This window comes from Aeromicrobium sp. 50.2.37 (assembly GCF_024655735.1).
Taxonomy (GTDB): domain Bacteria; phylum Actinomycetota; class Actinomycetes; order Propionibacteriales; family Nocardioidaceae; genus Aeromicrobium.
Window position 1 is genome coordinate 2,063 of sequence record NZ_JANLGG010000029.1, and the last position, 17,125, is coordinate 19,187.

Sequence of the window (17,125 nt, forward strand, 5' to 3'; positions counted from 1 at the left end):
GCCGTCCGAGCCCGTCGAGGGCCTTCACCACTCACGACAACGCGGAGGAATCATGGCCGGACAGCGCACCCAGCAGCTCGCTGACCGCATCAAGGTGATCATCGCCCAGATGCTCGAGCGTCGGGTCAAGGATCCGCGTCTGGGCTTCGTGACCATCACCGACGTCCGGCTCACCGGTGACAACCAGAACGCCTCGGTGTTCTACACCGTCATGGGTGACGAGCGGGCCATCGCCGACACCGGCGCTGCGCTGCGCCGCGCCACCGGGCTCCTGCGGGCCGAGGTCGGCAAGCAGCTCGGGACGCGGCACACGCCGACGCTCGAGTTCTTCCTCGACGCGGTGCCCGAGACGGCACGCCAGATCGAGGACCTGCTGGCCAGGGCGCGCGAGATCGACGAGCGCGTCGCCGCGGAGTCGGCCGGCGCTCAGTACGCCGGCGACCCCGACCCGTACAAGCAGCCCCGCACGGACGAGTCGTCCGACGAGGACGACGAGGACGACGGACGCGCATGAGCCCCGTAGGGCTGGTCGTCGTCGACAAGCCCGCAGGGTGGACGTCGCACGACGTCGTCGCGCGCACCCGACGCCTGGCCGGGACCCGCAAGGTCGGTCACGCCGGGACGCTCGACCCGATGGCCACGGGTGTGCTCGTGCTCGGGGTCGGACGGGCGACGCGGCTGCTCGGCCACCTGCAGCTGGCCGACAAGGAGTACCTCGCCACGATGCGGCTGGGGCAGACCACCGTGACCGACGACGCGGAGGGCGACCTGCTCGAGCAGGTCGACGCGTCCGGCATCGGCGAGGCCGACGTCCGGGACGCGGTGCTGCCGTTGACCGGCGACATCGAGCAGGTGCCGACGGCGGTCTCGGCCATCAAGGTCGACGGCAAGCGGTCCTATGCGCGCGTCCGGGCCGGTGAGGACGTGCAGCTGGCGGCGCGGCCGGTCACGGTCTCGACCTTCGAGGTCACCGACGTGCGCCACGTCGACGTCGACGGCGTCCCGGTGGTCGACGTCGACGCCCGGGTGGTGTGCTCCAGCGGCACCTACGTCCGCGCACTCGCACGCGACCTCGGCGCCTCGCTCGGGGTGGGCGGCCACCTGACCATGCTGCGGCGCACCCGGGTGGGCGGCTTCGGACTCGACGTCGCCAGCACGCTCGAGGAGCTCGAGCGTTCGTGGACCCACGTGGACCTCGACGCCGCGGCGAGGGCGGCGTTCGTGTCGATCGACCTCGACGAGTCCGCTGCGCAGGAGGTGCGGTTCGGGCGCGCGCTGACCGGCACCGCTTTCGGTCACGACGGCCCCGTGGCGCTGTTCGCGCCCGACGGGGCCTTCCTCGCGCTCTACGAGCAGCGCGGCTCCGACGCCCGGGCGGTCGCGGTCTTCGTGTGAGCGGTACCGGACGAGGCCGCGCCGGTCGCACGATGTCCTAGGGTGACGCCGTGGCTCGCATCTCGACCCGAGGACTCCTCTGGCGCCCCCTGCAGACCTGGTTCCTCTCCGTCGTCGGGATCGTCTCGGGCCTGATGCTCACGACCAAGGTGCGCAAGATCCTGCGCGCCGGCGGCCAGAAGCCCTTCCCGACCGTCGCGCCGCTGACGCTGCCCGTCGGACAGGAGAACCACGCCACCACGTACACCTACGGCGAGGACCTCTACGCCGACATGCTGGCGGCCATCCGTGGCGCCCGGACCCGTGTGCTCTTCGAGACCTTCATCCTCAAGGCCGACGAGGTCGGTGCCGAGTTCAAGCGGGAGCTCGTGGCGGCGGCCGAGCGAGGCGTCCACGTGCACGTGATCTACGACGGGTTCGCCAACCTCGTCGTGCCGCGGTCCTTCCTGCGCTTCCCGCCGAGCGTGCACGTGCTGCGGTTCCCCGTCCTCAACTCCGGGCTGCAGCCCTTCAACCCGCGCCGCTGGGGCCGTGACCACCGCAAGATCCTGGTCGTCGACGACGAGGTCGGCTTCGTGGGCGGCTACAACGTCGGGTCGCTGTACGCGACGCAGTGGCGCGACACGCACCTGAAGGTCGAGGGCGCGGCGGTGTGGGACCTCGACAACGCGTTCATCGACTTCTGGAACGACCGCCACCCGGTGCGGATCGAACCACTCGGCGAGGCCAGCTGGGAGCCGACCGTGCGAGCCCATCGCAACGTTCCGCAGCAGCTGGTGTTCCCGATCCGCGGCATGTACCTGGAGGCGATCGACCGTGCGCGGCACCACGTGCACATCACGGCGGCCTACTTCATCCCCGACCACGACATCCTGCGGGCGCTCCTCGACGCGCGGTCACGGGGCGTCGAGGTGACGATCATCGTGCCCGAGATCAGCAACCACGTCGTGGCGGACTGGCTGTCGCGCGGGTTCTACGGCGAGCTGTTGCGGCACGGCGTGCGGATCCAGCTGTACCAGGACGCGATGGTGCACGCGAAGACGATGACGATCGACGGCCACTGGTCGACGGTCGGCACCGCCAACATCGATCGGCTGAGCCTCACGGGCAACTACGAGATCAACCTCGAGGTGATCGACCCGAACCTCGCCGAGCACCTCGAGCGGGTCTTCGAGACCGACCTGGAGAACTGCCGCGAGCTCACCCTCGAGCAGTGGCAGTCGCGGCCGTTCGTGGCGCGTGCGTGCGAGCTGCTGCTCACCCCGCTGCGCCCTCTGCTCTGAGGTGTGACCGGTGCGGACCTGCGCATGAGAGTCCTCTCATCGGGGTCTCACGGAGGGCTCACGGGCGCTGGCGAGAGTGAGGGCATCACATCGACACCAGGAGGAACCATGAAGCTCTCAGTCCGCACCGGAATCGCCGCCGTCGCCGGCACCCTCGCCCTCGGCACCGCCGGGTTCGCCCTGTCGGCGGCCAACGCCGACGACACCGACCGCGACCCCGCCCTCAAGCGCGAGGACACCAGCACCTCGTGGACGGTGCCGGCCGCCGACGACGATGACGACGACCGCGACGGCCGCGACGACGACCTCAACACGCAGGTGACCGCGCAGACGGCCAACACGGCGCAGACCGCGCAGACCCGGAACACGGCCCCCACGGCCAACACCAAGAACACGGCGCAGACCAAGAACACCGCGCCGACGAAGAACACGGCCAAGACGGTGCCGTCGGCTCCGACCAAGAACACGGCCAAGACGGTCCAGTCGGCGCCCACGAAGAACACGGCCCCGAGCGCCCCGACCAAGAACACCGCCCCGACGAACGACACGAACAGCTGATGTCCGACGACCGCTGGGGCCTGGCCGGGGGCGACGAGATCGCCCCCGGCCTCACGGCCGTGAAGGACCTCGGGGGTGGCACCGTCTACGAGGCGTGGCTCGCCTTCGACGAGCGCCTGCACGCTCCCGTGGTCGTCAAGGTGCTGCGGCCCGGGCACGTGGAGAACCCCGCCTCGCGCGCCGGCTTCGACCGCGAGATCGGGCTGCTGTCGCGTCTGGCCCACCCGGGCATCACGCGGGTCTTCTCCTACGACGACGAGGCCGAGCGGCCGTACTTCGTGCTGGAGCACGTGGACGGTCCCAACCTCTCGCGCCTGATCGGCAAGCACGGTGCGGTCCCCGAGCACCAGCTGCTGCCGCTGGCGCTCGAGCTGGCGTCGGTGCTGCACTACCTGCACGGTGAGGACGTCCTGCACCTCGACATCAAGCCGAGCAACGTCATCATGGGGTCGCCGGCCCAGCTGATCGACCTGTCCGTCGCCCTGGACGCCTCCGAGGCCTCCGCCCTCGACCACGCCGTCGGCAGCGACGAGTACATGGCCCCCGAGCAGTGCCTGCCGGGGGAGCGCGGCACCGTCGGCCCTGCGGCCGACGTCTGGGGCCTCGGCGCCACGCTGTTCCGCGCCGCGGCAGGCTTCCGCGCCTTCGATCGCGACCCGCGCTGGGCCCAGCTGCACGACGAGCCGAAGCCGCTGCCCGCCCACGTGCATTCGGGCGCCGCCGACCTGATCGGCCGCTGCCTCGACCCCGACCCCTCGGCGCGTCCCACGCCGACGCAGATCGCCCACGACCTCGAGCCGATGATCGCCGGCCTGCCGAGCGCTCGGCTGTCGGGCTTCACGCTGAAGCGCTGAGCTCTTCGTCGCTGCGTAGCCGTCCGTCCGGGCCTCGACCTGCGGCTGCGTCGCTGTGGCTGGGTCGATTCTTGCGGCTGCGTCGCTGTGGCTGCGAGTCGACCTGCGCTCCGAAAGGGCCTCGACCGGCGGTCGGGTGCGGGGTCGGTCGGGTTCTCGGAGCGTGGCTCGGGGGACGCACGGTTCTGCGTTCGTGCGCGAGGGAGGAACGATGCTGCCTTTGCTACGGGATCCCGTCACCAACGCAGCATCGTTCGGGCTTCAGCATGCGAAGGCAGAATCGTGCGCCGGGTGGGCAGCGGTTCTCCCTTTGCGCGGACCGTTCCACGCAGAAGAAGAATCACTGCCCTTCGGGGCGCCACGTCGTCGCCACGATGCTCCCTTCGCGTGGCACGGTCCACGCGAAGGACGAATCGTGCGTGGATCCCGCGCAGAGGAAGAATCGTGGCCGCGCCCCGCAGACCCAGCCGGGTCGAGACCCGCAGCTCCGGTCGAGGCCCCTTTCGGAGAACACACCGACTCGCAGCCACAGCGACGCAGCAGCACGCGACGGCCCCGCGGCAGCGACGCAGCAGCACGCGAAGGCCCCGCGGCAGCGACGCAGCAGAACGCGAAGACCCAGCGGCAGCGACGCAGCAGCGAGCGGATGCCGCGCCGAGCGACGCAGGAGGCTGGGAGGACCTCAGTCCACCCGGTACCCGAGCCCCCGCACGGTGGTGACGAGCTCGGCGCCCAGCTTCCGGCGCAGGTACCCGACGTAGACGTCGACGACGTTGGAGCCGGGGTCGAAGTCGTAGCCCCACACGTGCGAGAGCAGCTGCTCACGCGACAGGACCTGACCACGGTGGCTCATGAGGACCTCGGCCAGCGAGAGCTCGCGGGCCGAGAGCTCCACCTCGCGATCGCCGACGAAGGCCCGCCGCCGACGCAGGTCCAGCCGGACGTCGCCGGCCACGAGCTCGTCGTCCGGAGCGGCCTGGGTGGGGGAGCGCAGCCGCAGCCGCACACGGGCCAGCAGCTCGGCGAAGCGGAAGGGCTTGCTCATGTAGTCGGCGGCGCCGCCCTCGAGCGCCTGGACGGTGTCGGTCACCGAGTCGCGGGCCGTCAGCACGATGACCGGCAGCTCCGGGCGCTCGGCCTGCACCCGCTCGAGGATGGTGAACCCGTCGAGGCCGGGCAGGCCGATGTCGAGGATCATCAGGTCGAACGGGCCGGTGAGGGCGTAGTCCAGCCCGCTCACCCCGTCGGAGACCACGGTCGGCGTGAATCCCTCGGCCTTCAGGCCCTTGGAGACGAACGAGGCGATGCGGTCCTCGTCCTCGACCACCAGGATCCGGTTCACCACTGTCCTCCTGCCGGGACGACCAGCCGGAACGTCGCGCCGGTGCCACTGGTCGTTGCCTGGTCGCTCGTGCCGGGCTCGTCCCTGCTGGGCTCGTCGAGCACCACCTGACCCTCGTGGGCCAGGGCGATCACCGTGACGATGGAGAGCCCGAGACCGAAGCCGGCGTGCTCGTCCTCGCCCTGTGAGAAGCGCTCGAAGATGGTCTCACGCAGCGCGGGTGAGACACCGGAGCCCGTGTCGCGGACCCACAGCTCGACGTGCCCCTCGTGCAGGCGCGAGCCGATGCCGATCTCGTCGCCGGCGCTCGTGTGGCGGACGGCGTTGTCCGCCAGCTGGAGGAGCGCCTGGGTGATCCGCTGGGGATCGACCTCCACGGTGGTCCGTGCGACACCGTCGAGCACCCACGAACGCTCCGCGAGCCCGCGGGCTCGTTCCAGGACACCGATGGTCAGGGCCTCGACGTCGGTGCGCTCGAGCCGTACGAAGTCGGGACGCTCGGCCTTGGCCAGCAGCAGGAGGTCGTTGACGAGCCGGGTCATCCGGTCGATCTCGTCCAGGAGCAGCACGCGAGTCGTGCGCACGTCGTCGGGGTCGCTGAGGTCGAGGACCTCCAGGTGACCCTGCAGGACGGTGAGGGGGGTCCGCAGCTCGTGCGCGGCGTCGTCGAGGAGCCGACGTTGGCTGGCGAAGGCCTCCTCCAGCCGGTCGAGCATGTCGTTGAACGTGCGCTGCAGCTCGCTCAGGTCGTCGTTCCCGCTCACCTCGAGCCGTCCGCTCAGGTCACCTTCGGTGATCCCCTGCGCGGTCTCGCGGAGCCGGCGCACGGGGGACAGGAGACGGCCGGCGAGCCACGACGCGATCGCGGAGATCAGCACCACCGACAGCGCACTGAGCAGGGCGTACGTGACCATCAGCTCGTCCAGCTGGTTGCGCGACTCGCTCACGTCGTGCGAGACGACGAAGGAGGCGCGCTCGGATCCCTGCTCCACCGGCTGGACCGCCACGCGGTAGTCGCGACCGGCCACGGTCAGGTCGGCGACGCCGCCCGCGGTCTGGAGCCGCTCGACCAGGGCCGGGAAGCGTGGCGAGGTGCGCAGCGCCCGCTGGCCCTCGCCGACGAACGTCGGCTTGCCCGTGACGGGGAACTGCCAGAGGTTCTCCTCGGCGTCGGGCACGTTGCGCGACAGGAAGAACGCGACCAGGCGGTCGGGGTCGGCGAACCGCTCGCCCGTCTCCGGGTCGACCCCCTCGGCCTGGAGACGACGCAGCTCGCCGACCTCCTGGGCCAGGCTGGTGTCGATCACGCGGTCGATGCGGCGCGACTCGAGCACGAAGAGCGTGGCACCGACGGCCACGAGGGCCGCCGCCGTCAGGAGGGCGACGGCGGCGGTGAGGCGTTGGCGGACGGAGTAGCGGGGGCTGTAGCTCACGTCCACGTGTCGCTCCTGCGTCCACGGCCGAGCCGAGGGAGGAGGTCAGTCGTCATCGTCGTCCCGGTCGTCCCTGTCGTCATCGTCGTCGTCATCATCGTCGATGGGGCGTGGCGTCTGGGGGACGCGCTCGAAGTCGTCGTCGTCATCGTCGTCGTCCGCCGACGGGGTCGGGGAGGGTGTGGGGTCCGGGGTCGGGGTGGAGCTCGTCGACGTGGGGACCGTGACGGGGGTGAAGTCGCCGGCCGGTGCGTCGTCCTGCGCCACGACGCGCGCCACCACGATGCCGAGCAGCACGACGGCGACCCCCACGACGAGGGGGACCAGGAGGCGGGAACGCGTCATGCGCACACTGTGCCGCACGGAGCGCCTCGCCACGATGAGGTGGCGATGAGAGAACTCTCATCGAACGTCACCGCGCACGCGTGCGCCGAGCGCCGCTGTGGCACAGTTCTGGCGTGGCCACGTGGACAGAGCTGGGCGGGGCGTCGACCGCGCCGATCGCCGAGGACTCCGCCGTCACCATCGGGACGTTCGACGGCGTGCACCGGGGGCACCAGGCACTGCTGCAGCGGGCCCGCGAGGTCGGCGACGGTCTGCCGGTCGTGGCCGTCACCTTCGAGCCGCACCCGGTCGCGGTCTTCGCCCCCGAGCGGGTCCCCGCCCGCCTCACGTCGCTCGAGCGTCGCGTGCAGCTGCTGCTCGAGCCGTCGCCCGGCGTGCGCGGGGCCGACCACGTCCGCGTCCTCGACTTCGATCGCGAGATGGCCTCCTGGTCACCGCGTGAGTTCGTGGAGCACGTGGTGGTCGAGCAGCTGCGGGCCCGCCACGTGGTGGTCGGGGAGAACTTCACGTTCGGTGCCAAGGCCGCCGGCACCACGGAGGTGCTGCGCGAGCTGTGCGCCGAGCACGGCTGCTCGGCCGACGCGCTCACGCTCGTGGGGGACGACGGGGCGCAGGGGGACGACGGATCCGGCACCTGGTCGTCCACACGGGTGCGGCGCCTCGTCGGCGAGGCCCGCCTCGCCGAGGCCGCGGCCGTCCTGGGCCGTCCGCACGAGGTCGACGGTGTGGTCACCCCGGGTGACCGACGCGGACGGGACCTCGGCTTCCCCACGGCCAACGTGCCGGTCGACGTCGGCTACTGCGTGCCACCCGACGGGGTGTACGCCGGTCGCCTCGTCACCGGGGACGCCACCTACCCGGCCGCCGTGTCCATCGGCACCAACCCGACCTTCGCCGGCACCGAGCGGCGGGTCGAGTCCTACGTGATGGACCACGGGCACGACCTCGACCTGTACGGACGCGCCGTGCGGGTGGAGCTGGTCGAGCGGCTGCGCTCGATGGTGGCCTACGAGGGTGTCGACGCCCTCGTCGAGCAGATGCACGCCGACGTCGACGCCGCACGCGCCGTGCTCGCTCGATCGTCCTGAGCCGCTCCGTCGACCCGCGGGTGCTGGGCGATTCGCCTGGAGGTGCCGCCCGCTGATAGCCTGGCAGGCGGCGTACCAACGCCCACGGATCATCAGAGCCCCGGTGGACATGCCCGGGCGCGCCGTGCAACGACCTCCCAGGAGAAGAATGTCGAAGAAGACCGCTGCCCCCACCGTCGCCGGCACGCCGCGTGACGAGATCATCAAGCAGTACGCCCGCAGCGAGGGCGACACCGGCTCCCCGGAGGTCCAGGTCGCGCTGCTCACCGAGCGCATCTCGCACCTGACCGAGCACCTGAAGGAGCACAAGCACGACCACCACAGCCGTCGTGGCCTGCTGCTGCTCGTCGGCCAGCGCCGTCGGCTGCTCAACTACCTCCAGGCCAAGGACATCGAGCGCTACCGCTCGCTCATCGAGCGCCTCGGTCTGCGTCGCTGACTTCGATCAGGCGGTCTCCCCAGCCGGGGTGGCCGCCTGATCCGCATCCGGGCCCGCCCAGGTCGTAGGACCGACCTGGACGACCGCCCACCACAACTGAACATCGACACATCCACGGACGAGAGCCGCCACGTCGGGTCCGGTCCTCGGTAGTGGCCCTCGGGACGGCGCTCGCCGCGCCGCGGGCCTCGATCGAAGACCGAAGGCCATCATCACGGCAGGTCCGGATCTCGTCCCACCGCGCGACGACCGTCGCGAGAAGGGACTTCTATGTCCGACTCCATCCACACCACCGAGACCGTCATCGACAATGGTCGTTTCGGTACCCGCACGATCCGTTTCGAGACGGGTCAGCTCGCTCGCCAGGCCGCCGGCTCCGTGTCCGCGTTCCTGGACGACGACACGATGCTGCTCTCGGCCACCACGGCCGGCAAGCACCCCAAGGACCACTTCGACTTCTTCCCCCTCACGGTCGACGTCGAGGAGCGCATGTACGCCGCGGGACGCATCCCCGGCTCGTTCTTCCGTCGTGAGGGCCGTCCGGGCGAGGACGCGATCCTCACCTGCCGCCTGATCGACCGTCCGCTGCGCCCGACCTTCAAGAAGGGTCTGCGCAACGAGGTCCAGGTCGTCATCACGGTCCTGGCCCTGAACCCCGACACCCCGTACGACGTGCTGGCCATCAACGCCGCCTCCGCGTCCACGCAGATCTCGGGCCTGCCGTTCTCCGGCCCCATCGGCGCCACCCGCGTCGCCCTGATCGACGGCCAGTGGGTCGCCTTCCCGACGCACAGCCAGCTCGAGGACGCCGTGTTCGACATGGTCGTCGCGGGCCGCATCGCCACGCAGGCGGACGGCTCCAGCGACGTCGCGATCATGATGGTCGAGGCCGAGTCCACCGAGAACACCTGGGACCTCGTGCAGTCCGGTGTCCAGGCGCCCACCGAGGAGGTCGTGGCCGGTGGCCTCGACGCCGCCAAGGGCTTCATCCGCCAGCTGTGCGAGGCGCAGCAGCAGCTCGCCGAGGCCGCGGCCAAGCCCGTCCAGGACTTCCCGGTCTTCCTCGACTTCCAGGACGACGTCTACGACGCCGTCGCCGCGGCCGCCTCCGGCCCGCTGGCCGAGGCCCTCACGATCTCCTCCAAGGCCGACCGCGAGGACCGCGAGAGCCAGATCAAGGCCGACGTGCTCGACCAGCTCGGCGAGCAGTTCGAGGGTCGCGAGAAGGAGGTCGGTGCCGCACTGCGTGCAGTCACCAAGAGCCTCGTCCGCCAGCGTGTGCTCCGCGACAAGGTGCGCATCGACGGTCGTGGACTTGCCGACATCCGTGAGCTGTCGGCCGAGGTCGGCGTCATCCCGCGCGTGCACGGCTCGGCCCTGTTCCAGCGTGGCGAGACCCAGATCCTGGGCGTGACCACGCTGAACATGCTCGACCTGGTGCAGAAGCTCGACACGCTGAGCCCCGAGAGCACGCGTCGGTACATGCACAACTACAACTTCCCGCCGTTCTCCACGGGTGAGACGGGCCGCGTCGGCTCGCCGAAGCGCCGCGAGATCGGCCACGGTGCGCTCGCCGGCCGTGCGCTCCTGCCGGTCCTGCCCACCAAGGAGGAGTTCCCCTACGCGATCCGTCAGGTCTCCGAGGCGCTGAGCTCGAACGGCTCCACGTCGATGGGCTCGGTCTGCGCCTCGACGCTCGGTCTGCTCAACGCCGGCGTGCCGCTGCGCGCCCCGGTCGCGGGCATCGCGATGGGCCTCATCTCCGGTGAGGTCGACGGCGCCACCGAGTACGTCACCCTCACCGACATCCTCGGTGCCGAGGACGCGTACGGCGACATGGACTTCAAGGTCGCCGGCACGCCCGAGTTCATCACGGCCCTGCAGCTGGACACCAAGCTCGACGGCATCCCCGCCGACGTGCTCGCCGGTGCCCTCACGCAGGCCAAGGGTGCGCGCCTGACGATCCTCGACGTCATGTCCGAGGCCATCGACGCGCCGGACGAGATGAGCGAGTTCGCGCCGAAGATCATCACGGTCAAGGTGCCGGTCGACAAGATCGGTGAGGTCATCGGCCCGAAGGGCAAGATGATCAACCAGATCCAGGACGACACCGGCGCCAAGATCTCTATCGAGGACGACGGCACCGTCTACATCGCCGGCGAGGCCGGCGGTGCGGCCGACCGTGCGCGCGACGCCATCAACGCGATCGCCAACCCGACGATGCCCGAGGTCGGCGAGCGCTACCTCGGCACCGTCGTCAAGACGGTCGACTTCGGTGCGTTCATCGCGCTCTCGCCGGGCAAGGACGGGCTGCTGCACATCAGCAAGCTGCGCGACCTCAACGGCGGCCAGCGCGTGAACAACGTCGAGGACGTCGTCTCGGTGGGCCAGAAGATCCAGGTCCAGATCGCCGAGCTCGGCGACCGCGGCAAGATCTCCCTGATCCCCGTGCCCGAGGACGCAGCGCCCGAGGACGCCACCGACGACGCCCCGGCCGACGCCGAGGAGTCCGCGGACGCCTGATCGGTCCACGTCACGAGGCCCTCACCCCTGCGGGGGTGGGGGCCTCGTCGCGTCCGGACCGGGCGGTCGACCAGGAGGTGTGGTCCAGCACCCTTGACGTGAGACGATCCGCGAGATGACCGACTTCCGTGAGCGCGCTGCCGCGCTCGATGCCGCCGACCCGCTGGCCGCGTACCGCCAGCAGTTCGTGCTCGACGCCGACGTGGTCGCCTACCTCGACGGCAACTCGCTGGGCCGGCTGCCGCTGCGCACCCGAGAACGGCTCGCCTCGTTCGTGCGCGACGAGTGGGGCAGCCGGCTGATCCGCGGCTGGTCGGAGGGCTGGACCGAGCTGCCGGTCGAGGTAGGCGACGAGGTGGGCGCCCTGGTGGGTGCCGCACCCGGTCAGACGGTGGTCGCCGACTCGACGTCCATCTGCATCGCGAAGGCCCTGCACGCCGCAGCGTCGATCGTGCCCGGGCGCAGCCGGATCGTCGTCGACGCCGGCGACTTCCCGACGGACCGCTACCTGGCGTCGTACGTAGCGGCGGCCCGCGGCATGGAGCTGGTCACGATCGAGCGTGACGCCGCGGATGACCTGACGGAGGCGTTGGACGCCGTGCTCGACGAGCGCACGGCCGTCGTGCTTCTGAGCCACGTCGACTACCGGTCCGGCGCCCTGCTGGACCTGGCGGCGCTCACCGACCGGGTCCACGCGGCCGGTGCCCTGGTCGCATGGGACCTGTGCCACTCGGTCGGGGTGGTGCCGACCGCTCTCGACGCCGCGGGCGTGGACCTCGCGGTCGGCTGCACCTACAAGTACCTCAACGGTGGACCGGGCTCGCCGGCGTTCCTGTACGCCGCGGCTCGCCACCTCCCCGTCCTCGAGCAGCCGCTGCCGGGCTGGTGGAGCGCCGACGACCTCTTCGCCATGGCCGACGACTACCGCCCCGCCGTGGACGCCCGCCGGCTGCTGTCGGGGACGCCGAACGTCGCCGGCCTGCTGGCGGTGCGCGAGGGTGCGGCCATGGCCGCCGAGGCCGGCGTGGACGCGGTGCGGGTCAAGTCGGTGCTGCTCACGACCTTCGCGATCGACGCGCTCGACGTGCTGGCCGCCGACGGCAGTCCGATCGAGGTCGTCACACCGCGTGACCCGGCACGTCGCGGTGGCCACGTGACCGTGCGGGTCCCCGATGCCCGCGCCGTCACGGCTGCGCTGGTGGACCGTGGCGTGGTGCCCGACTTCCGCGAGCCCGACCTGGTGAGGCTCGGGCTCGCGCCCCTCACCACGTCGTTCGCGGAGCTGCACGCCGGGCTCGTGGTGCTGCGCGACGTGATCGCTCGTTAGCCTGAGGTCATGACTCGTGTAGCCGTGCTGGGCGCCCGTGGGCGCATGGGTTCGACCTCCGTCGAGGCGCTTGCCGCCGCCGACGGGATCGAGGTCGTCGCCCAGGTCGACGTCGGCGACTCCATCGACCTGGTGGGGGAGTCCGGCGCCGAGGTGGCCCTCGTCTTCACCACGCCCGACGTCGCGCTCGACCAGGTCCTGTGGTGCATCGAGCGCGGGGTGCACGTGGTCGTCGGCACCTCGGGGTTCGACGGCGAGCGGCTGCGGTCGGTGCGTACCGCCGTGCACGAGCGCACCGGGGTCTCGGTGCTCGTGGTGCCGAACTTCTCCATCGGCGCCGTGCTCCTCATGCGGTTCGCCGCCACGGCCGCACCCTTCTTCGAGTCGGTCGAGGTGATCGAGATGCACCACCCGGCGAAGGTCGACGCCCCCTCGGGCACGGCCGTCCGCACGGCCGAGCTGATCGCGGCCGCCCGTGCCGAGGCGGGTTCGCCGCCCGTCCCCGATGCCACCACCACCGACCCCGACGGTGCTCGGGGTGCCCAGGTCGACGGCATCACCGTGCACGCCGTGCGCTCCCGCGGCTTCGTCGCGTCCCAAGAGGTGCTCCTCGGTGGTGAGGGAGAGATCCTGAGCCTGCGGCACGACTCGTCCACGCGGGAGTCGTTCATGCCCGGTGTGGTCGCCGCGGTGCGGCACGTGGCCGACCGTCCGGGTGTCACCGTCGGGCTCGACGTGGTGCTCGGCTTGTGACCCGGTCCTGGGCCAGCGTCCGTACCCTCCAGCAGGCCACCCGGTGGCGCGGAGCCGTGCGTGAGGCCCTGTGTCGCGAGGTTGAGGCCGGTGACGTCGATGCCGCATGGATGGTCACGCTGCTCGATCTGTCGATGCCCTCGGTGCCCGAGGACCTCGAGCGTGGGCGCCGCCGCTTCGCGTCTCTGCTTGACCAGCACGGCCCCGAGGGCCTTCCGGCGTCGAAGGTGATCCGGGCGCGCGTCGTCGGTGCCATGGCCGAGGTCTGGTGGAACGAGGGCCGCTTCGACGAGGTCGCCGACCTGCTCGACCTGTTCCCCGGCGACGGTGACGTGGCGGAGCTCGCCGGTCGCCATCTCAACGAGCGCCATCCGGCGGTCCGCGGCGCGGAGGCCGGGGAGTCGTGGCTCGATGCGGTCAACCGGGTCTACTTCCCCGGCGCATGGGCTCTCATGCTCGACGACCCTGCCCACCCCCGCATCGACGCGCTCTCCTCGCCCGCAGAGTCGTACGACGACGGTCCACTCGTCAGTGTGGTGATGACCAGCTGGGCCACGGATCCCGTCGCATTGGAGACCGCCGTGCGGTCCGTCCTGCAGCAGTCCCACCATCACCTCGAGCTCTTGGTCGTCGACGACGCGACACCGTCCGGACCCGTGCGGTTGCCGGCCCCCCTGCGAGACGACCCGCGGGTGCGGACGATCGAGCTCCAGGAGAACGGCGGCACCTACCGGGCGCGCAATGTCGGAGTGGCCCAGGCGCAGGGAGAACTCGTCGCCTTCGCCGACAGCGATGACTGGAGCCATCCCCGCCGCATCGCCCGCCAGGTCTCACTGATGGCGGAAGACTCGGCCCGCCAGGTGGTGCTTGCCGAGGCCGTGTTCGCGCGGGAGGATCTCTCGGTCCGCGACGGGTACGCAGCCCAGAAGGTGGCTGGAGGCCTCTCGATGATCCGCCGCGGGGCGTGGGAGCGACTCGGAGGGTTCGACGAGGTGCGCCGCGCGGCCGACAGCGAGCTCCTCGTCCGGGCGGAGCTGCTCGGAGATGGGGCCGTCCTGCGTGACGCCGACCAGCCTGTCGGCGTTGTTCGCCGGGGCCGCCCATCACTCACCGACGGAGACTTCGTGAACGGTTGGCTGCACCCCGATCGTGCCGCGTATCGCGAGGGTTGGCGTTACTGGCACGGCGAGATCGCCCACCGTCGCGAGCCCATCCGGCTCGACCCGGGAGGTCCGCGTCGCTTCCCCGCGCCGGCCCGGTTCCTGGCCGAGAGTCTGCCCACGGCGCGCCTGATGGTGCTGCTGGATCTGGCTCGACCGGACGAGGCGCACGTGGAGCGTCTGCGGGCGGAGGTGTCGGCACCGTCCGCGGACGGTGGCGTCGTGGTCGTCTCGACCTTTCCGATGAAGCTGGGGGAGACGTGGGATCCGGCGGTCGCCGCGCTGGTCCACGACGGTTCGATCCGGGTTGTGCAGCTCGACGACGAGATCGATGTGGCCACGGTCCTCGTCCTCGCGCCGTGGCACCTGCAGGTGGTGCCCGCGGTGCCGTGTCGGGTGCGAGCCCGGACCGTCCGTGTGGAGCTCGGGATCGGACTGCGGCACGACGAGGAGGACGCATGGCGGTCCATGGTGCTCGAGCCTGGTCAGGTGGTGCACGGCTACGACCTGGCGCGTGCCTCAACGGTGCTTCGTGACCTGTTCGGTGTGGAGCCTGAGGTGACCACCCCTCAGCGGAACCGGTGGTGGTCGAGCTTGCGCTGACGACGAATCAGCGCAGGACTACCGCGACGAGAGCGGCGCCCAGCACCACGGCGAGGAACGGCACGCGCAGCACCAGCAGCACCGCCGCGACGGCGAGCGCGGCGAGGCGCGCGTCGACGGCGACGCGTTGTCCATCGGCCAGCACCTGCACGGCCACCAGGGCTCCGAGCAGGGCCACCGGGATCAGGTCGATGGCACGGCGGGTGGCCGGGTGCTCGAGGACCCGCTCCGGCACCGAGAGCCCGGCGAGCTTCAGGGCGTAGCAGCCGACGCACGTGAGCACGATGCCCAGCCAGGTGGCGCTCACGACGCGGGCCGTCCCAGCCGATCACGCAGCAGCAGACCTGCCACGACCGCGACCGCCCCGCCGGCGATGATCGGCACGCCGGCGGGGGAGAGCGGCACCAGGCCGAGGGCCACTCCGGCGCCGACGAGCGCGACGACCCGGGGGAGCGCTCCGGTCAGACGTGGCCAGAGCAGGGCCAGGAACGCCGCGCCGACCGCGGCATCGAGCCCGTAGGTGCGGGGGTCGCCGATCGTGGTGCCCGCGAGCGCGCCGGCGAGGGTCGAGAGGTTCCACAAGACGTAGATCGAGGCGCCGGTCCACCAGAAGCCGAGCCTGCCGAGGGTCTCGTCGCGCTGGGCGACCGCGACGGCCGTGGACTCGTCGATCACGAGGTGCGCGCCCAGGGCCCTCCGCACCCCGGTGAGACGCAGGAGCGACGCGAGGCTGAGACCGTAGAACAGGTTGCGCGTGCCCAGCAGCACGGACGTGAGCGCACCGGTCAGCGGCGCTCCGCCGGCCGCCACCACGCCGATGAAGGCGAACTGGGAGGCGCCGGTGAAGGCCACCAGGGAGAGCACGCACGTCTGCAGGACGCCGAGTCCCGACGTGGTGCCCAGCGCGCCGAACGAGACGCCGTACAGGCCGGTGGCCACGCCCACCCCGAGGGAGTCGGCCACGACGCGGCGACGCGCGGCACGGGGTGGGTCGGGGGAGCGGTCGCTCACTCCTCGACCAACGAGGTGGCGAGCCGCACCTGCTTCACGGTGTGGTCGCCGGTCTCGTCCGCGAGCTCACGGTGGGCGCCGTCAGCGGCCCACCCGGTGCCGACCACGAAGGCTCGCAGGGCGTCGTCGGTCGTGGGCAGCCACCACCGGGCCCGCGCGAAGCCGTCGGCGCGCAGCGTGTCCATGGCGGCCTGGACGAGGCGGGAGCCGTGACCCTCGCCGCGGTGACCGGGGTCGACCAGCAGCTCGCCGACCTCGCCGTCGGCGACCTGGTCCGCGTCGGGGTCGTGGCAGGGGTGCACGAACGCCACCCCGCGGACCATGGCCTGCTCGAGCGCGACGAGCACCCGGGCGCGAGCGTCCGGGGGAGTCGTCAGGAGTGCGTGCCACGCCGGGGCGACGTCGACGGTGACGATGTCGCCGAAGGCGTCGCGCCACGCGGCCTGCTGCACGGTCGCGATCGCCGCCACGTCGTCGGGCCAGGCGAGCCGGACGCTGACGTCGGCGGTCACCACGACCGGAAGCTCTCGACGAGTCGTGTCTCGGCGCCCTCGGCCTCGAGCATCGCGGCGGTCATGGTCAGGTTGCGCAGGCCGGGCCACGTCTCGAAGCCCAGCAGGAACAGGCCCGGGACCCCGGCCAGCAGGATGGGCCAGCCGCCCCAGGTGCCCACGAACGCGACGAGGATCGCGAGCAGCACGGACGCCTCGCAGAACATGAGCTTGCGCACCGTCTGCGCGGCGTAGATGCCGACCGCGCGGCGCTCGAGGTCGTCGGGGTCGTCGTCGGGATCGAGGGGGGAGGCCTGGAGCCAGACCCGTTCGGAGAGCACGGCGGCGACCACCACGACGAGCAGCAGGGCCGCGAGGAGCCACCACGGCGGGAGATCGGCGTCGGTGCCGCCGAGAGCCAGGAAGATCAGCGTCATGAAGCCTGCGGTCAGACCGATCTGCAGGAGGGCGAAGCGGCGGACCTCCTGAGGGGAGGCCTCGTACTCGGCGAGGGGCACGA

At 71.4% G+C, this 17,125-nt stretch carries 18 protein-coding genes; 11 read left to right on the forward strand and 7 right to left on the reverse strand.

Annotated features, from left to right (window positions below; genetic code table 11):
* The first annotated feature begins 52 nt into the window (after positions 1 to 52).
* The 5 genes from rbfA to NUV38_RS14310 all read left to right on the forward strand — a co-directional run bounded on the left by rbfA (position 53) and on the right by NUV38_RS14310 (position 4,090).
* Positions 53 to 514 (forward strand): 30S ribosome-binding factor RbfA, encoded by a 462-nt coding sequence (rbfA, locus tag NUV38_RS14290; protein WP_257729764.1) that lies wholly within the window; start codon positions 53 to 55, stop codon positions 512 to 514.
* The gene (gene truB / locus NUV38_RS14295) at positions 511 to 1,395 is read left to right on the forward strand and encodes a tRNA pseudouridine(55) synthase TruB (RefSeq protein WP_257729765.1); all 885 of its coding nucleotides are present in this window, start codon (positions 511 to 513) and stop codon (positions 1,393 to 1,395) included. The genes rbfA and truB overlap by 4 nt, the downstream gene beginning before the upstream one ends.
* A 50-nt stretch (positions 1,396 to 1,445) precedes the next feature.
* On the forward strand, positions 1,446 to 2,678 hold the full coding sequence (locus NUV38_RS14300) for a phosphatidylserine/phosphatidylglycerophosphate/cardiolipin synthase family protein (RefSeq protein ID WP_257729766.1): 1,233 nt from the start codon (positions 1,446 to 1,448) through the stop codon (positions 2,676 to 2,678).
* Between the two features lie 108 nt (positions 2,679 to 2,786).
* Positions 2,787 to 3,236 carry a hypothetical protein gene (locus tag NUV38_RS14305; RefSeq protein ID WP_257729767.1) on the forward strand — a complete coding sequence of 150 codons (450 nt, stop codon included), beginning with the start codon at positions 2,787 to 2,789 and terminating at the stop codon, positions 3,234 to 3,236.
* Entirely contained in the window at positions 3,236 to 4,090 is an 855-nt protein-coding gene (locus NUV38_RS14310) for a serine/threonine-protein kinase (protein WP_257729768.1), read from the forward strand. Before NUV38_RS14305 ends, NUV38_RS14310 begins: the two co-directional genes overlap by 1 nt.
* Before the next feature lie 682 nt (positions 4,091 to 4,772).
* Here the strand turns inward: NUV38_RS14310 and NUV38_RS14315 are convergent.
* The 3 genes from NUV38_RS14315 to NUV38_RS14325 are packed head-to-tail and all read right to left on the reverse strand — an operon-like array spanning position 4,773 to position 7,210.
* Positions 4,773 to 5,432 carry a response regulator transcription factor gene (locus NUV38_RS14315; RefSeq protein WP_257729769.1) on the reverse strand — a complete coding sequence of 220 codons (660 nt, stop codon included), beginning with the start codon at positions 5,430 to 5,432 and terminating at the stop codon, positions 4,773 to 4,775.
* Positions 5,429 to 6,871 (reverse strand): cell wall metabolism sensor histidine kinase WalK, encoded by a 1,443-nt coding sequence (locus NUV38_RS14320; protein WP_257729770.1) that lies wholly within the window; start codon positions 6,869 to 6,871, stop codon positions 5,429 to 5,431. The genes NUV38_RS14315 and NUV38_RS14320 overlap by 4 nt, the downstream gene beginning before the upstream one ends.
* A gap of 39 nt (positions 6,872 to 6,910) precedes the next feature.
* A complete protein-coding gene (locus NUV38_RS14325; protein WP_257729771.1) occupies positions 6,911 to 7,210 on the reverse strand; it encodes a hypothetical protein in 300 nt (99 codons plus the stop codon).
* A 113-nt stretch (positions 7,211 to 7,323) separates the two neighbouring features.
* Here NUV38_RS14325 and NUV38_RS14330 point away from each other — a divergent pair, with 113 nt between their 5' ends.
* From NUV38_RS14330 to NUV38_RS14355, 6 genes are all read left to right on the forward strand, one after another.
* Entirely contained in the window at positions 7,324 to 8,298 is a 975-nt protein-coding gene (locus NUV38_RS14330) for a bifunctional riboflavin kinase/FAD synthetase (protein ID WP_257729772.1), read from the forward strand.
* A 148-nt stretch (positions 8,299 to 8,446) separates the two neighbouring features.
* Entirely contained in the window at positions 8,447 to 8,737 is a 291-nt protein-coding gene (rpsO, locus tag NUV38_RS14335) for a 30S ribosomal protein S15 (protein ID WP_055967444.1), read from the forward strand.
* Between the two features lie 270 nt (positions 8,738 to 9,007).
* On the forward strand, positions 9,008 to 11,260 hold the full coding sequence (locus tag NUV38_RS14340; protein WP_257729773.1) for a polyribonucleotide nucleotidyltransferase: 2,253 nt from the start codon (positions 9,008 to 9,010) through the stop codon (positions 11,258 to 11,260).
* A gap of 115 nt (positions 11,261 to 11,375) precedes the next feature.
* Entirely contained in the window at positions 11,376 to 12,587 is a 1,212-nt protein-coding gene (locus tag NUV38_RS14345; RefSeq protein WP_257729774.1) for a kynureninase, read from the forward strand.
* Between the two features lie 9 nt (positions 12,588 to 12,596).
* Entirely contained in the window at positions 12,597 to 13,340 is a 744-nt protein-coding gene (dapB, locus tag NUV38_RS14350; RefSeq protein WP_257729775.1) for a 4-hydroxy-tetrahydrodipicolinate reductase, read from the forward strand.
* A gap of 56 nt (positions 13,341 to 13,396) precedes the next feature.
* On the forward strand, positions 13,397 to 15,103 hold the full coding sequence (locus NUV38_RS14355) for a glycosyltransferase family A protein (RefSeq protein ID WP_257729776.1): 1,707 nt from the start codon (positions 13,397 to 13,399) through the stop codon (positions 15,101 to 15,103).
* Between the two features lie 7 nt (positions 15,104 to 15,110).
* Here NUV38_RS14355 and NUV38_RS14360 read toward each other — a convergent pair whose 3' ends face one another.
* The 4 genes from NUV38_RS14360 to NUV38_RS14375 are packed head-to-tail and all read right to left on the reverse strand — an operon-like array spanning position 15,111 to position 17,123.
* Positions 15,111 to 15,410, reverse strand: a complete 300-nt coding sequence (locus tag NUV38_RS14360) for an AzlD domain-containing protein (protein ID WP_257729777.1) — start codon at positions 15,408 to 15,410, stop codon at positions 15,111 to 15,113.
* Positions 15,407 to 16,114 carry an AzlC family ABC transporter permease gene (locus NUV38_RS14365; protein WP_257729778.1) on the reverse strand — a complete coding sequence of 236 codons (708 nt, stop codon included), beginning with the start codon at positions 16,112 to 16,114 and terminating at the stop codon, positions 15,407 to 15,409. The genes NUV38_RS14360 and NUV38_RS14365 overlap by 4 nt, the downstream gene beginning before the upstream one ends.
* Positions 16,111 to 16,629 (reverse strand): GNAT family N-acetyltransferase, encoded by a 519-nt coding sequence (locus NUV38_RS14370; protein ID WP_257729779.1) that lies wholly within the window; start codon positions 16,627 to 16,629, stop codon positions 16,111 to 16,113. The genes NUV38_RS14365 and NUV38_RS14370 overlap by 4 nt, the downstream gene beginning before the upstream one ends.
* Complete coding sequence (locus NUV38_RS14375) at positions 16,623 to 17,123, reverse strand: hypothetical protein (RefSeq protein ID WP_257729780.1); 501 nt, start codon at positions 17,121 to 17,123, stop codon at positions 16,623 to 16,625. The genes NUV38_RS14370 and NUV38_RS14375 overlap by 7 nt, the downstream gene beginning before the upstream one ends.
* Between the last annotated feature and the right edge of the window lie 2 nt (positions 17,124 to 17,125).

Excerpts from the sequence above, each read along its gene's own strand:
- NUV38_RS14305 (WP_257729767.1), top strand. The coding sequence starts at position 2,787 with ATGAAGCTCTCAGTCCGCACCGGAATCGCCGCCGTCGCCGGCACCCTC.
- rbfA (WP_257729764.1), top strand. The coding sequence starts at position 53 with ATGGCCGGACAGCGCACCCAGCAGCTCGCTGACCGCATCAAGGTGATC.
- truB (WP_257729765.1), top strand. The coding sequence starts at position 511 with ATGAGCCCCGTAGGGCTGGTCGTCGTCGACAAGCCCGCAGGGTGGACG.
- rpsO (WP_055967444.1), top strand. The coding sequence starts at position 8,447 with ATGTCGAAGAAGACCGCTGCCCCCACCGTCGCCGGCACGCCGCGTGAC.
- NUV38_RS14310 (WP_257729768.1), top strand. The coding sequence starts at position 3,236 with ATGTCCGACGACCGCTGGGGCCTGGCCGGGGGCGACGAGATCGCCCCC.
- NUV38_RS14340 (WP_257729773.1), top strand. The coding sequence starts at position 9,008 with ATGTCCGACTCCATCCACACCACCGAGACCGTCATCGACAATGGTCGT.
- NUV38_RS14325 (WP_257729771.1), bottom strand. The coding sequence starts at position 7,210 with ATGACGCGTTCCCGCCTCCTGGTCCCCCTCGTCGTGGGGGTCGCCGTC.
- dapB (WP_257729775.1), top strand. The coding sequence starts at position 12,597 with ATGACTCGTGTAGCCGTGCTGGGCGCCCGTGGGCGCATGGGTTCGACC.
- NUV38_RS14345 (WP_257729774.1), top strand. The coding sequence starts at position 11,376 with ATGACCGACTTCCGTGAGCGCGCTGCCGCGCTCGATGCCGCCGACCCG.